At 65.5% G+C, this 13,565-nt stretch carries 11 protein-coding genes and 4 tRNA genes; 9 read left to right on the top strand and 6 right to left on the bottom strand.

The features are described 5' to 3' along the window. Window positions 1–269: 269 nt before the first annotated feature. Together Q376_RS22760 and Q376_RS0113895 are read right to left on the bottom strand one after the other, a co-directional pair. Window positions 270–2,003, bottom strand: a complete 1,734-nt coding sequence (locus Q376_RS22760; protein ID WP_052365288.1) for a SulP family inorganic anion transporter — start codon at window positions 2,001–2,003, stop codon at window positions 270–272. Window positions 2,004–2,024: 21 nt separating this feature from the next. After that, window positions 2,025–2,330: an HlyU family transcriptional regulator gene (locus tag Q376_RS0113895; protein WP_027350815.1), complete on the bottom strand. Its 306-nt coding sequence runs from the start codon at window positions 2,328–2,330 to the stop codon at window positions 2,025–2,027. Between the two features lie 260 nt (window positions 2,331–2,590). Here Q376_RS0113895 and rnt point away from each other — a divergent pair, with 260 nt between their 5' ends. Further along, the gene (gene rnt, locus Q376_RS0113900) at window positions 2,591–3,259 is read left to right on the top strand and encodes a ribonuclease T (protein ID WP_027350816.1); all 669 of its coding nucleotides are present in this window, start codon (window positions 2,591–2,593) and stop codon (window positions 3,257–3,259) included. Between the two features lie 96 nt (window positions 3,260–3,355). Here rnt and Q376_RS0113905 read toward each other — a convergent pair whose 3' ends face one another. Further along, window positions 3,356–3,700, bottom strand: coding sequence for a Grx4 family monothiol glutaredoxin (locus Q376_RS0113905; RefSeq protein ID WP_027350817.1), 345 nt, complete (start codon window positions 3,698–3,700; stop codon window positions 3,356–3,358). A gap of 203 nt (window positions 3,701–3,903) precedes the next feature. Then, a tRNA-Ala gene (locus tag Q376_RS0113910) sits at window positions 3,904–3,979 on the bottom strand. Between the two features lie 173 nt (window positions 3,980–4,152). On the opposite strand from Q376_RS0113910, the gene uvrC reads away from it, so the two are divergent. The 7 genes from uvrC (at window position 4,153) to Q376_RS22765 (ending at window position 11,223) form a co-directional block, all read left to right on the top strand. Further along, window positions 4,153–6,000 carry an excinuclease ABC subunit UvrC gene (gene uvrC / locus Q376_RS0113915; RefSeq protein ID WP_027350818.1) on the top strand — a complete coding sequence of 616 codons (1,848 nt, stop codon included), beginning with the start codon at window positions 4,153–4,155 and terminating at the stop codon, window positions 5,998–6,000. Window positions 6,001–6,141: 141 nt separating this feature from the next. Continuing rightward, the gene (pgsA, locus tag Q376_RS0113920; protein ID WP_027350819.1) at window positions 6,142–6,690 is read left to right on the top strand and encodes a CDP-diacylglycerol--glycerol-3-phosphate 3-phosphatidyltransferase; all 549 of its coding nucleotides are present in this window, start codon (window positions 6,142–6,144) and stop codon (window positions 6,688–6,690) included. Between the two features lie 98 nt (window positions 6,691–6,788). Further along, window positions 6,789–6,864 (top strand) — tRNA-Gly (locus tag Q376_RS0113925). A 17-nt stretch (window positions 6,865–6,881) separates the two neighbouring features. Then, window positions 6,882–6,955: transfer RNA gene (locus Q376_RS0113930), tRNA-Cys, on the top strand. 15 nt (window positions 6,956–6,970) lie between these two features. Beyond that, window positions 6,971–7,056 (top strand) — tRNA-Leu (locus Q376_RS0113935). A 519-nt stretch (window positions 7,057–7,575) separates the two neighbouring features. Next, on the top strand, window positions 7,576–9,714 hold the full coding sequence (gene ppk1 / locus Q376_RS0113940; RefSeq protein WP_425402433.1) for a polyphosphate kinase 1: 2,139 nt from the start codon (window positions 7,576–7,578) through the stop codon (window positions 9,712–9,714). Between the two features lie 18 nt (window positions 9,715–9,732). After that, entirely contained in the window at window positions 9,733–11,223 is a 1,491-nt protein-coding gene (locus Q376_RS22765; protein ID WP_052365289.1) for a Ppx/GppA phosphatase family protein, read from the top strand. Between the two features lie 23 nt (window positions 11,224–11,246). Here Q376_RS22765 and shiA read toward each other — a convergent pair whose 3' ends face one another. Further along, the gene (gene shiA / locus Q376_RS22770; protein ID WP_052365291.1) at window positions 11,247–12,569 is read right to left on the bottom strand and encodes a shikimate transporter; all 1,323 of its coding nucleotides are present in this window, start codon (window positions 12,567–12,569) and stop codon (window positions 11,247–11,249) included. A 289-nt stretch (window positions 12,570–12,858) separates the two neighbouring features. On the opposite strand from shiA, the gene Q376_RS0113955 reads away from it, so the two are divergent. Continuing rightward, window positions 12,859–13,065 (top strand): hypothetical protein, encoded by a 207-nt coding sequence (locus Q376_RS0113955; protein WP_027350821.1) that lies wholly within the window; start codon window positions 12,859–12,861, stop codon window positions 13,063–13,065. A gap of 96 nt (window positions 13,066–13,161) precedes the next feature. Here Q376_RS0113955 and Q376_RS0113960 read toward each other — a convergent pair whose 3' ends face one another. Further along, on the bottom strand, window positions 13,162–13,377 hold the full coding sequence (locus Q376_RS0113960; RefSeq protein ID WP_027350822.1) for a hypothetical protein: 216 nt from the start codon (window positions 13,375–13,377) through the stop codon (window positions 13,162–13,164). Window positions 13,378–13,565: the final 188 nt, after the last annotated feature.

Genomic DNA, 13,565 nt, shown 5'->3' on the forward strand with positions numbered 1-13,565 from the left:
CCGGAGAGATGGGGCAAACCCATCTTTGAGCGTGCTGAGTTGGTACACCAGATTGGGCTACCGCCAGAAACTATTGAAATGCTTTGCAACCTCCGCCCTGGCTATCTGAGCGCGCAGCCCGAAGCTGGGGATAACGTGGTGTCTCTTAGGCTCAAGCGCAATGGCGTAAAGTCTGGCCGAGCTACCCGGGCGGATATTCTATCCTTCCGGAAATAGCGTGGTTGAGACCAACAGCCAAGATAACGGTATATAGGCGCTCGTCTGGCGATTCAGATACTGAAGTCTTCTTCGCGCACGGCGAGCCGCCGCCAGGCATCCTCGGTGGAGAAGAACACCCGCTCCCGGTGGCTGGCGAGGAAAGGCGTCGCGCTGAGCTGGTCGCGCACCGGCGCGCGCAGCTCGGCGAACCACAGCGTCACCCCTTGCCCTTCGAGGCGCTGATCGAGCTGCGCCAGCGCCTCGAGCGCGGCGCCATCGATGTAGAGCACCCCGCTCATCACCAACACCAGGTCGGTGACGCCGTCCCGGTCGGCCAGGTGCGCGTTGATGAACCGCTCGAGCGCGCCCATGTTGGCGAAGTTGAGATCCGCCCCGGGGCGGACCATCAGCAGATGGGATGGAATCTCGACCGGATAGCGGGCGGGGTTGCGAAAGCCACCCTGCGGCAGGCGCCCGACCTCGTCGATGTAGGGACGGCTGGCGCGGGTGAGCAGCAGCGCAAGTGCGATCCCGACCCCGATGGCCAGCCCCTCCATCACCCCGAACACCAGCACTCCGGCGAAGGCACCCAGCCAGGCCGCGCCATCGGCGCGCGAGTAGCGCCAGGTGTGCCGAAGCGGGCGCAGGTCGAGCAGCGGCCAAGCGGCCTGGATCACGACCGCAGCGAGCACCGCCTTGGGCAGCGGGGCGAAGATCCCCGCCGCGAACAGCAGTACCGCCGCCAGGGCGATGGCGGCGAACAGCGACGACAACGGGGTACGCGAGCCCGCCTCGAGATTCACCACTGCCCTGCCCAGGCCGCTGGTGACGGGGAACCCCCGGCTCAGCGCCGCGCACAGATTGCAAAGCCCCAGCACCCAGAGCTCACGCTGGGTGTAGAGCCGCTCGCGCTGGCGCGCCGCCAGCGTCTGGGCGACCGAGATGGCGCTGACGTAGTTGATCAACGCGATACCCAGCGCCGGCGCCGCCAGCGCCCCCAAGGCATCGAGGTCGAGCGCAGGCAACGTCAGCCCCGGCAGGCCAGCGGGCAGCGTGCCGACGCGCGCCAGCGGCAAGTCCATCCAGGCCACCAGCACCAGCGCCGCGACCAGCAGCAGCAGCGGCCCGCAGCGCCCGGCGATGCTCGCCACCGCAGCCGGCAGGCCGAGCGCGCGCAGGAGCGGAGCCAGCCAGTGCTTGATCATCACCAACATCAAAAGCGCAGCGGTGCCGAACAGCACAGGCGTCAGCGAGAGCGAGGCCCATTGGGCGAGCAGCACGCCGGCCTGGCGGAAGAAATTGCCCTCTCCCCCGACCAGGCCGAACAGTCCGGCAAGCTGGGAGATGACGATCATCAGCGCCGAAGCGGCGGTGAACCCCTGCATCACCGCAGGGCTTACGAAATCGATCAGCCGCCCGAGGCGCAGCGCATAGAGCAGCAGCAGCCAGGCGCCGACCAGCAGCGCCAGGGTACCGGCCCAGGCCGGGAACTGAGACGAGTCGATGCCCTGGCCACGCAGGGTTTCGCCGACCAGCAGCGCAGTGAGCGCCATCGGCCCCATCGCGATCACCCGGCTGGTGCCGAACATCGCATAGACCAGCAGCGGCAGCAGCGCGCTATAGAGCCCCATCTCGGCCGGCAGCCCGGCCAGCGCCGCATAGGCCATGCCCTGCGGCACCAGCAGCGCCGCCGTGATCAGTCCCGCGAGCACATCGGAGCAGCGCCCGGCGGCGTCCAATCCACGCCAGCGTGAAAGCCCAGGTAGGCGCTCCGCCGCAGGCTCGAGGAACGGGGTGCGTTTCATCGATTCGTCCGCGATCCGCGCTCAGCGCGGATCGAACATGCGTTCACCCACGTCATCGATGAAGCGCTGGGCCTTCTGGCGGGTCAGCACCACGCACCCTTCGCGGTCGGGTACGGTATCGGAGCGCTCGAAGCGATGCTCCTGCGGCTCGGCCGCCTCTCCGGCGCGGCGAATCACGCCGCTGACCCTGTACTGCCCACCCGTCGGTACGGGGGCGGCGAGGATTTCATAGCCCTTGTACTCGAGCGCCTCTGCGACTTCCGGCGCCTGCTCGCGCGCGTCCTCGCGCCCACCGCCCAGCAACGAGGAGAACAGCTTCTTCAGCATCGAATGATTCCCTGATCGAACCCAGCCCAGACGGCGACACCCTCGCCTTGAAGACGAAAAACGATGGCCCCGCCACCACATCGCTCACAGCATGAACGATTGCCGCGCTTTTTCAACGCCAGACTGACCCATAGCACTGGACCAAGGCAGGACGCCTCTGCGCCTTGATGTTAGACTTCGCTACCTTTGATAGCCTTCGCGATACGTTCGATACGACGGAAGGCCTTTCGACGGCATATCGGCGCAGGGGAATCCGCAGAATGACCAATGCTAACGTGGCGCGGCTGATGAGCCAGCGTTTTCGCGGCTTTCTGCCGGTGGTGATCGACCTCGAGACCGGCGGCTTCAATGCTCGCGGCGACGCGATACTGGAAATCGGCGCCACCCTGCTGACCATGGACGACCTCGGGCAGCTGCTGCCGGATGAAACCCTGTCGGTCCACATCGAGCCGTTCGAAGGCGCCAACATTGAACAGTCGGCGCTCGACTTCACCGGCATCCGCCTCGATAGCGCGCTGCGCCAAGAGGCAGCGGTCAGCGAGACACAGGCCCTTGGGGAGCTGTTCAAGCAGGTACGCCGCTCGATCAAGGCGCATGACTGCAACCGTGCGATCCTGGTCGGCCACAATGCCGCTTTCGATCTCGGCTTCCTCAATGCGGCGATCGAGCGATGCGGGCTGAAGCGCAGCCCGTTCCACCCGTTCTCGAGCTTCGACACCGCCACCCTGTCCGGGTTGGCCTATGGCCAGACGGTGCTCGCCCGGGCATGCGCCGCCGCGGGTATCCCGTTCGACCAGCAGCATGCTCACGCGGCGGGCTACGATGCCGAGCGAACCGCGGAGCTCTTCTGCGCGATCGTCAATCGCTACAGCGACCTCGGCGGCTGGGCGCTGACGCTGCGCGAACAGGCGCTCGACGAGCGGGCCTGAAGCGCCGCGATGCCCAGGCGCCGAGCAGGCGAAAAAGAGCCCGCGTCCCTCTCGGGACGCGGGCTCTTTACTACGCCAAGCCGATGAGGCAGTGGCTCAGGCGTCGCCTTCCTCGGTGGCATTGGTCGCCGCGGCCTGCTTGATCAACGGCTGCAGCTCACCGTTCTGGTACATCTCGACGATGATGTCGCAGCCGCCGACCAGCTCGCCACCGACCCACAGCTGCGGGAAGGTCGGCCAATTGGCATACTTCGGCAGCTCCGCGCGAATGTCCGGGTTCTCGAGGATGTTGACGAAGGCGAAACGCTCGCCGCAGCCCATCAGTGCCTGCACCGCCTGGGCGGAGAAGCCGCACTGCGGCAGTTGGGGCGAACCTTTCATGTAGAGGAGGATCGGATTCTCGCTGATCTGCTGCTTGATGGTATCGAGAGTGGCACTCATGACGAATTCCTTGGAACGAGCCACGCCGGGCGCACCGGCGAAGCGACTGGACCGTACGGAGAGCTTGGTGCCTCCGTACCCTGATAACGACAGCATGATCGGAACGCTGGACGCTTTCAAGCCGGGGACGAAAACACGAAAGCCCCGGCGCAATGCGCCGAGGCTTTCGTTGCTGACAGGCGCCGCGCGCCTGCCTGAGTTCTTGGTGGAGCCTATCGGGATCGAACCGATGACCTCAACGCTGCCAGCGTTGCGCTCTCCCAGCTGAGCTAAGGCCCCAGACCTGCGGCGCACTCTAAGACCAAGCTGCTGAATAGTCAAGTGCTTTGCCCCGACCGCGGGGCGGCAGCGAACGCCCCTGGTCCTGCCCCGCATGCGGATTTGCTAGAATACGCACAGGCGGGCGGTACCTTTCACCGACGGCCCGCGCTTCATCACCTTCGAGGGATCTCTTGGCGACCTCCAGCGAAACCCGCAGCTTCGACTCCCGCGCCTTTCTCAAGCACGTCTCCGAGGCGCCGGGGGTCTACCGTATGCTCGACGCCGACGGCGAACCGCTCTACGTCGGCAAGGCCAAGCGGCTCAAGGCCCGCCTGGCGAGCTATTTCCGTAATTCCGGACTGAACACCAAGACCCGGGCGCTGGTCGCACGCATCTGCGACATCCAGGTCACCGTCACCCATAGCGAAACCGAGGCGCTGCTGCTCGAGCAGACCCTGATCAAGCAGCAGCGCCCGCCGTACAACATTCTGCTGCGCGACGACAAATCCTATCCCTACGTGTTCGTCAGCGACCGCCACCCCTTCCCCGCGCTGGAATTTCGCCGGGTGCGGCAAAAGCGCAGCGACGGCCACTACTTCGGCCCGTTCACCAGTTCGGCGGCGGTGCGCGAGAGCCTCGCGCTGTTGCAGAAGATATTTCGCATCCGCAACTGCGAAAACAGCGTCTTCGCCCACCGCACTCGCCCATGCCTGCAGTATCAGATCGGCCGCTGCACGGCGCCGTGCGTCGGCTATATCGAGCAGCAGGACTACCAGCGCGACCTCAAGCACGCGGTGATGTGCCTCGAGGGCAAGAGCGACGAAGTGACTCGACAGCTCGGCGTCGAGATGGAGCGCGCCGCCGAGTCGCTGGAGTTCGAGCAGGCGGCGTGGCTGCGCGACCAGATCCAGCAGCTGCGCAGGCTGCAGACCCAGCAGGCAGTCGATATCGAGGGCGGCGACGCCGATGTCTTCGCCTTCGCCCAGCGCCCGGGCGGCTTCTGCGTGACCCTGCTGCCGATCCGCCAGGGGCGGGTGCTCGGCAGCCGCCACTTCACCCCGAGCAATGGCCTCGACCTCAGCGACGGCGCACTGCTCGGCGAACTGATCGGCCAGTACTACATCGGCGGCGAGCGCGAGATTCCAAGCGAAGTGATCACCTCCCATCCGGTCGAAGATGCGCAGCTCCTGCAGTCGGGCTTGGCCGCCCGCGCCGGCCGCGCGGTGCGACTGACCCACCAGGTGCGCGCCCACCGCGCCCAGTGGCTGCAGCTCGCGCGGACCAACGCCGAGCAGCACCTCGCCACCGAACTGGCCAGCCAGCAGCAGTTGATGCGCCGATTCATCGAGCTGCGCGACCTGCTCGGCCTCGACGAGGTGCCGACCCGGCTCGAGTGCTTCGACATCAGCCACAGCCACGGCGAGGCCACCGTCGCCTCCTGCGTGGTGTTCGACCAGAATGGACCGCTCAAGTCCGACTACCGGCGCTTCAACATCGAGGGCGTCACCCCGGGGGACGACTATGCGGCGATGCGCCAGGCGCTGGAGCGGCGCTATCGGAGAATCGCCAGCGAAGACGCCAAGCGCCCGGACCTGCTGATCGTCGACGGCGGCAAGGGCCAGCTCAACATGGCCCGCGAAGTGCTCTCCCAGATCGAAGGCATCGGTGCGCTGCAGGTGCTCGGCGTCGCCAAGGGCACCACCCGGCGCCCGGGCCTCGAAACTTTGTTCCTCGAAACACCGGAACATAGCCTCGAGGTCGATTCCACCTCTTCGGCACTGCACCTGATCCAGCACATTCGCGACGAAGCCCACCGGTTCGCGATCACCGGCCACCGCCAGCGTCGTGACAAGGCCAGGCGCACCTCGACGCTGCAGGAGATCCCAGGCGTCGGGCCCAAGCGGCGGCGCGAACTGCTGCGCTATTTCGGCGGCCTCCAGGGCGTCAAGCGGGCCAGCCGCGAGGATCTCGCCAGGGTACCCGGAATCAGCGCCCAGCTCGCCGGACAGATTCATGCAGCACTGCACGGCCAGGGCTGAGAGATACGCAGCGCATCACCTCGACGCCCCGACGAAAATTTCCTTAGAATGACCGAGATAAGCGAGGGACGGCGAGGCGGACGCCTTTCCTCGTATCGGCGCGGCCTCGGTCGCCGAATCCCGTAAGGAACCTCTTCAGCAATGAACATCCCCAACATCCTGACCCTCATCCGGATCATCTTCATTCCGCTCCTGGTCATCGCTTTCTACCTTCCTCCCAGCTGGAGCTACCCGAGTGCCGCACTGCTGTTCGGCGCCGCGGCGGTAACCGACTGGTTCGATGGCTACCTGGCGCGACGCTGGAACCAAAGCACCCCCTTCGGCGCCTTCCTCGACCCGGTGGCCGACAAGCTGATCGTCGCCGTTGCCCTGGCCCTCTTGATCGAGCGCTACGACAGCATATGGATGACGCTTCCCGCGCTGGTGATCATCGGCAGAGAGATCGTCATCTCGGCGCTGCGCGAATGGATGGCGGAGCTGGGCAAGCGGGCGAACGTCGCGGTATCCCAGATCGGCAAGCTGAAGACCGCGCTACAGATGATCTCGATCTTCCTGCTGCTCGGCGTATCGCCGGGTTCGATGATCGGAATGCTCGGCCAGCTGATGCTCTACGCCGCCGCCCTCCTCACCCTGTGGTCGATGATCCAGTATCTCCGCGCCGCCTGGCCCGAGTTGGTGAGAGATATCTGACACCGTAACCCACGGCTTTGCCGCGATTTTTTCAACTCCACGGCGAGGCATCAATTGACAATGAAGGCTCGCTACGTATAATGCGACCGCGTGTTCAGGCGGGAATAGCTCAGTTGGTAGAGCGCCACCTTGCCAAGGTGGAGGTCGCGAGTTCGAGCCTCGTTTCCCGCTCCAGACACGATTCAAGATGAGGCTGGATGGCAGAGTGGTCATGCAGCGGACTGCAACTCCGTGTACGCCGGTTCGATTCCGACTCCAGCCTCCATTTGAATCCCTTCTCGCCCGAATGGCGGAATAGGTAGACGCAAGAGACTTAAAATCTCTCGCCCTATGGGCGTGCCGGTTCGATCCCGGCTTCGGGCACCATCCTCTTCGCCCATATTCCCCAGATTAGCGTCACGATCTAGCCGACCATCGCACTTTCCTCGATCATCATCGCCGCTCCCGCTATCCATGTGTTCCACTATAGGTAGCTTGGCTTTCCAGCTGCAGCCCAGCTGTCGACGGTGCCTTCCGAATGATCTGCCCTTGCGTGAATCCCGTTCGCTTCACTGTCCGTCCTTGGGTTCGGTCGGTCTCTAAGCGACGGTGGAGGAGAAATCCCGCGGCGGGCCAGAGCAAGATGGCCTGAGGATTGCATCGAACTGCTCACCCACCACCTGTTATAGGCCCCACTCGATGATGACTCCAGAGCAGTACGAATCGCAGTTCGCCAGCGTTCTCAATGCGCTCATCGCGAAAACCCGTCGCTAAGGCGGAAATCAAGGAACCATGAGCGCGGCGCCTGCCAATGGTGCGCTGCAATACCAGCGTCATCCAGCCGCCACTTGAGCGTCACCGACGAACCCTAGACTGCCCTCTCCGACGCTACCAAGTGAAGCCTCCGTGAGTGCATCGTCCCAGGCGGCGCGCATCGAATCGCCCGATGCGATCGAACCACCGATCTTCTCGAAACTGGATGTCTTCGACCCTGCGCTCTATCTCAACCGCGAGATATCCCAGCTGCTGTTCAACGTCCGCGTGCTCGACCAGGCGCTGGACGAGCGGCTGCCGCTGCTCGAGCGCCTGACCTTCCTGCTGATCTTCTCCGCCAACGTCGATGAGTTCTTCGAGATCCGCGTCGCCGGGCTCAAACGCAGGCTGGCCCGGGGCAAGCTCCAGGCCGGGGTGGATGGCCTCGACCCCATCGAGGTGCTGGCTCGGGTCGGCGAGCTGGCCCATGCGCAGATCGAGCGACAGTACCGGATCCTCAACCAGCGGCTGCTGCCGGCGCTCGAAGCCGAGGGCATCCGCTTCCTGCGCAGGCGCCAATGGAGCCCGGCCCAGATCGACTGGATCGGGGAGTACTTCGAGCGCGAGATCATGCCGGTGGTCAGTCCGATCGGACTCGACCCCGCCCACCCCTTTCCCCGGCTGGCGAACAAGAGCCTCACTTTCATCGTCTCGCTCGAAGGTATCGATGCTTTCGGCCGCGAAGGCGGGCTTGCGATCCTGCCCGCGCCGCGCTCGCTGCCACGATTGGTGAAACTGCCGGAAGGCATCGCCGAGCGGGAGGACTACGTCTTTCTCTCCTCGATCATCCACGCCAACGTCGAATCGCTGTTCCCCGGCATGCACGTTACCGGCTGCCACCAGTTCCGCCTGACCCGCAATGCTGATCTGGCGGTCGGCCTGCAGGGCATCTCCGATCTGGCCTCGGCGCTGGAGGGGGAGCTACTGGCGCAGCCTTACGGCGATGGCGTGCGGCTCGAGGTCAGCGACAGCTGCCCGCAGCCGCTGTGTGATCTGCTGCTGAAGCAGTTCTCGCTGGAGCCGCAGGATTTGTACCGGGTGGCGGGCCCGGTCAACCTCGCCCGGCTGTTCGGCGTACTCGAGATGACCCAGCGTCCCGAGCTGCGCTATCCGAGCTTCGTGCCCGTCTGGCCCGAGCGGCTGTGGCGCTCGAGGAGCCGGCTGTTCGAGGTCATCCAGCAGCGGGACGTACTGCTCCACCACCCGTTCGATGCCTTCGAGCCGATCGAGCTGTGGCTCCACCAGGCCGCCAACGATCCGGGCGTGCTCGCGATCAAGCAGACCCTCTATCGCACCCGTGCCGACTCGATGCTGGTCGGCGCACTGGTCGAGGCCGCCCACAACGGCAAGGAGGTCACCGTGGTGATCGAGCTGCGCGCTCGCTTCGATGAAGCCAACAACCTTCATCTGGCCGAGCGCCTGCAGCGCGCCGGGGTCAACGTGATCTACGGGGTGATGGCCTACAAGACCCACGCCAAGCTTTTGCACATCGTTCGCCGCGAACCCGAGGGGCTGCGTCACTATGCCCATCTCGGCACCGGCAACTATCACAACAAGACAGCGATGCGCTATACCGACTACAGCCTGCTCACCGCACGCCAGCCGCTGTGCCAGGACGTATTGATGCTGTTTCGTCAGCTTTCGGGGATGGAGCGCAGGATCGATACCCAGGTGCTGCTGCATGCGCCTTTCACCCTGCACTCGAGCCTGCTCGACAAGATACGCGGGGAGGCCGAGCACGCCCTCGCCGGAAGGCCCTCGGGGATCATCATCAAGTGCAACGCGCTGACCGAGCCCCAGCTGGTCGCCGCGCTCTACCGCGCCTCCCAGGCCGGCGTGCGCTGCAGGCTGATCGTACGCGGCATCTGCGTCCTGCGCCCCGGCGTGCCGGGGGTCTCGGAGAACATCGAGGTGCGCTCGGTGATCGGCCGCTTCCTCGAACATACTCGGGTCTATCGCTTCGAGAATGGCGGCAAGGCTCAGACCTGGTGCGCCAGCGCGGACCTGATGGAGCGGAACCTGCTGCACCGGGTGGAGAGCTGCTTTCCCATCCTCGACCAGGGACTCGCCGAGCGCATCTTCCAGGACCTCATGCGCTATCTCGATGATACCCACCAGAGCTGGCACTTGGACCAGCATGGCAGCTACCACCCGCCGACCGGTGGAGAGACGCCCGCAGTGCAGCAGGCGCTGCTGCATGCGCCGGATGAATTCGATTCACACCTCCATTGAGCCAAGGATGCCGGAGCCATGCCTCACCTTTCCCGTCCAGAGCGCTTCGCCGCGATCGACCTGGGCTCCAACAGCTTCCACCTGATGATCGTCGAGCGCACCCAAGGGCGGCTCAAGCAGGTCGACAAGCGTAGCGAGCGGGTCCAGCTCGCCGCGGGCATGCGCGACGGCGAGCTTTCACCGCAGGCGATCGAGCGCGCGAGCGCATGTCTTGAGAGATTCGCCCTGCAGCTGCAGGGCATCGACCCTCGAAGGCGCCGCGCCGTGGGAACCAGCGCGCTGCGCAACGCGACCAACGCCGGGGTGCTGATCGATCGCACCCAGCAGCTGCTCAGCGTACCGCTGGAGATCATCTCGGGCCGGGAGGAGGCCCGCCTGATCTACGCCGGCGCCGCCTTCGCTCTCGCCGATACGCACGGACGGCGGCTGGTGATCGATATCGGCGGCGGCTCGACCGAGCTGGTCATCGGCGAGGCTCGCGAGCCCAGGCTGCTGGAGAGCCTGGAGATGGGCTGCGTGACCTATACCGAACGCTACCTCGCCGACGGCAAGATCGACCTGGACAGGCTCGAGCGCATCAGGCGGGCGGCGCTCGCCGAGCTGAGCCCGATACGCAGCGCCTACCTCGCCCACGGCTGGGACGAGGCGGTGGGCACCTCGGGCACCTTGCGTACCCTCGCCCAGATCGCCGGCGGGCAGAGCGGCGACGGCGAACGGCTCGACCACGGCGCGATCAAGAGAGTGGTCGACCTGCTCTGCGCCAGCGGTTCGGTCGAGCAGCTGCCGTTCGCCGGGATGAAGCCGGAGCGAGCGCGGGTATTTCCCGCCGGCGTCGCCATCGTTGGCGCACTGTTCGATGGACTCTATCTGGATTCGCTGCGGATCAGCCAAGGCGCGCTGCGCGACGGCGTGCTGCTCGACCTCACCGGCCGCGGCACGCAGCTCGATCCCCGAGACAGTGCGGTCGCCTCCTTCACCCGCCACTTCGGCGGCGACCAGCGCCACCTCGACAACGTCGTCGCGACCGCGCTCAGGTGCTTCGACCAGGTCAGGGATGACTGGACGCTCGACGACCAGGCGCGCGCCTTCCTCGGCTGGGCGGCACAGCTGCACGAGATCGGCCTGCTGATCTCCCATTCCCGATTCCATCGGCACGGCGCCTACATGATCGAGAACGCCGATCTTCCCGGCTTCTCCCAGCTCGACCAGCGGCTGCTTGCGCTGCTGGTACTAGGGCATCGTCGCGGTCTCTCGCTGAAGGAGGCCGAGGAGCGGCTCGATCCCGAACGGTGCCATCTCCATGGCCGGCTGGTCAGGCTACTGAGGCTCGCGGTGGTGCTCAACCGCACCCGGGAGGACACCCCTTGCCTGGACTTCGATCTCAACGCCAGCGGCGAGCGGCTCTCCCTCACCCTGCAGCGCCCCGCTTCGGCCCTGCTCGTTGAAGACCTGCGCGACGAGCGCGAGCGACAGCGAGCGGCTGGGTTCGAATTCGACTATCGCCATTGAGCCCACTGCCCGTCGAGGGGCCGCTAGGCGACGTCATGCTCCCGGCCGCGCATCATCCAGCCCGCCGCCAGCGCCGAGAGCAGGCATCCGAGCGTCAGGTAGACCGCCACCGGCAGCCAGGCGCCATCCCACATCGCCACCAGGAAAGCGGCGATGAACGGCGTGAAGCCACCGCCGACCACGCTCGCGACCTGGTAGCCCACCCCCGCACCGCTGTAGCGATAGGAGGTGCCGAAGAGCTCGGCGAATACCGGCTGCTGCACGCTCACCACCATGTCGTGGGCGATGTTGGCCAGCATCACCGCACAGAACACGATCATGACGACGTTGCGCGCCTCGAGCGCAAAGAAGAACGGGAATGAGAAGACCACCCCAATCACCGCGCCGGTGACGTAGACCCGTTTGCGCCCGAACCGATCGGCCAACCAGGCGAAGCACGGAATCGTCACGCAGCTGATCGCACCGACCAGCAGGCCGATCGACAGGAACAGGTCTCGCGAAAGCCCCAGGTGGGTGGTGGAGTAGCTCAGCGCGAAGGTGGTGACGATGTACATGGTGAAGAGCTCGGCCATACGCATCGCGATGATCAGCAAAAACGCGCTCGGATGACGGCGCAGCGCCTCGAGCAGTGGCAGCTTCGCCGCGCCCTCCTCGTTAACCTCGACCTGCTCGGTGAACTCGGGCGACTCATCGACGCTGGCGCGCACCTTGAAGGCGATGAATACCAAGACGATGCTGAACACGAAGGGCAGCCGCCAGCCCCAGCTGTTGAACGCCTCTTCATCGAGCCAATGGCTGAGCAGCGCGACGCTGCCGGTGGCGAGGATCAGACCGACGCCATAGCCGACCTGCACACCGCTGCTGTAGAACGCACGACGGTGCTTGGGCGCGCTCTCCACCGCCATCAGCGCAGCCCCTCCCCACTCGCCCCCCACCGCGAACCCTTGGACTGCCCGCAGCAACACCAGCAGCACCGGGGCCCAGATGCCGATCTGTTCATAGGTCGGCAGCAGCCCGATCAATGCGGTGGCACCGCCCATCAGGATCACCGTCAGCACCAGCATGCGCTTGCGCCCGAGACGATCGCCGAAGTGGCCGAATACCATGCCGCCGATCGGACGAAACAGAAAGCCCACACCGAAGGTGGCGAGCGCCGCGAGCGTGCCGGTGGCAGGACTGACACTGGGAAAGAACTGTGAATTGAACACAAGCGCAGCGACGATCCCATAGAGCAGGAAGTCGTACCAATCCACCACCGCACCGATGAAGCTGCCCCATGCCGCCCTGCGCGCCCGCTGCTCGGGGTACAAGCCCGAGCTGGAGACACCGGCCACGTTTTCGTTCATCTATCCCGATCCTCGACCGCCGCCGCTCCTCGCATTCCCACGCTGAGCCTGGTGACGTTGCCATTGCGGTAAACCGCGAGCCAACCCCGCACGGAAAACGCCGATCGATCTTCGATGACCGCCCCGTGCACGCTTCGAACCACCGCGCCACGGTCATGGCCGCAGCTGCGAGGGGCACAATACCGATCCAGACCGCGGCTGACCAGTCGAGACGCACCAAAGCGATGCGGCTATCCTTGCCGCTGAGACTGGCTTAGGCTGGGCGGCACCGCCATCCACGGAGCCAAGCATGCCGCTGCAGCAGTTCTACCACGTCCTCGGAATGATCCTGGTCGTCGTGCCGCTGGCCGCCACGCTGGCCATCCTGCTGATGGCGGTTTTCCGCCATCTTCGCTGGGCCAGCCCGCTGCCGGTGCGAGCACTGCTGCTGCTCAACCTGATAGCGCTGGCACCCGCCCTCGCCGGCATCGCACTGATGCGCCTGACGCTGGGCTGAAACGCGAAACGGCAAGCCCAATGGCTTGCCGCTTCCACTCGCGCGCCCCGCAGATGGCGGCACCGCTGCCTCTGAGCCGGGGCGCTGCGACGCCTCTTAGCGCGCGAGCCCCTCGACCATCTCGGTGAGCTCGGTGAAGGCGCTCTGGAGATGCGCGTTGGTCGGATTCTCTCCCGTCTGTCGCAAGCACTCGAGCACGCGCTGCCTCAGCTCCGGCCGCTCGCGCCCCAGTAGCTCGATCAATGCGGCGAATCCTACCTGCAGCGCCACTACCCGCCCGGCGTCGTCGACCTGCGGCTGCTCTTCACTCATCCCTCGCCCTCCTCAAAGCCCATGTCCGCGACAGCGAGCGCCATCACCAGCCTGCAAACTAGCCTCTTCGACGGCACTCGACAATCTTAGCGGCATCGGCAAAGGAGCGCGCAGCCCTTGGACTTCGAGTCTCTGACGCTGGTCTCGAGGAAGCCGCGCGCCCCTGCCGCTTTCGACGTTCACTCGTT

This window comes from Halotalea alkalilenta DSM 17697 (assembly GCF_000621205.1).
In the GTDB taxonomy this organism is placed as follows: Bacteria; Pseudomonadota; Gammaproteobacteria; order Pseudomonadales; family Halomonadaceae; genus Halotalea; species Halotalea alkalilenta.

Excerpts from the sequence above, each read along its gene's own strand:
- Q376_RS22760 (WP_052365288.1), bottom strand. The coding sequence starts at position 2,003 with ATGAAACGCACCCCGTTCCTCGAGCCTGCGGCGGAGCGCCTACCTGGG.
- Q376_RS0113895 (WP_027350815.1), bottom strand. The coding sequence starts at position 2,330 with ATGCTGAAGAAGCTGTTCTCCTCGTTGCTGGGCGGTGGGCGCGAGGAC.
- rnt (WP_027350816.1), top strand. The coding sequence starts at position 2,591 with ATGACCAATGCTAACGTGGCGCGGCTGATGAGCCAGCGTTTTCGCGGC.
- Q376_RS0113905 (WP_027350817.1), bottom strand. The coding sequence starts at position 3,700 with ATGAGTGCCACTCTCGATACCATCAAGCAGCAGATCAGCGAGAATCCG.
- pgsA (WP_027350819.1), top strand. The coding sequence starts at position 6,142 with ATGAACATCCCCAACATCCTGACCCTCATCCGGATCATCTTCATTCCG.
- Q376_RS22765 (WP_052365289.1), top strand. The coding sequence starts at position 9,733 with ATGCCTCACCTTTCCCGTCCAGAGCGCTTCGCCGCGATCGACCTGGGC.
- shiA (WP_052365291.1), bottom strand. The coding sequence starts at position 12,569 with ATGAACGAAAACGTGGCCGGTGTCTCCAGCTCGGGCTTGTACCCCGAG.
- Q376_RS0113955 (WP_027350821.1), top strand. The coding sequence starts at position 12,859 with ATGCCGCTGCAGCAGTTCTACCACGTCCTCGGAATGATCCTGGTCGTC.
- Q376_RS0113960 (WP_027350822.1), bottom strand. The coding sequence starts at position 13,377 with ATGAGTGAAGAGCAGCCGCAGGTCGACGACGCCGGGCGGGTAGTGGCG.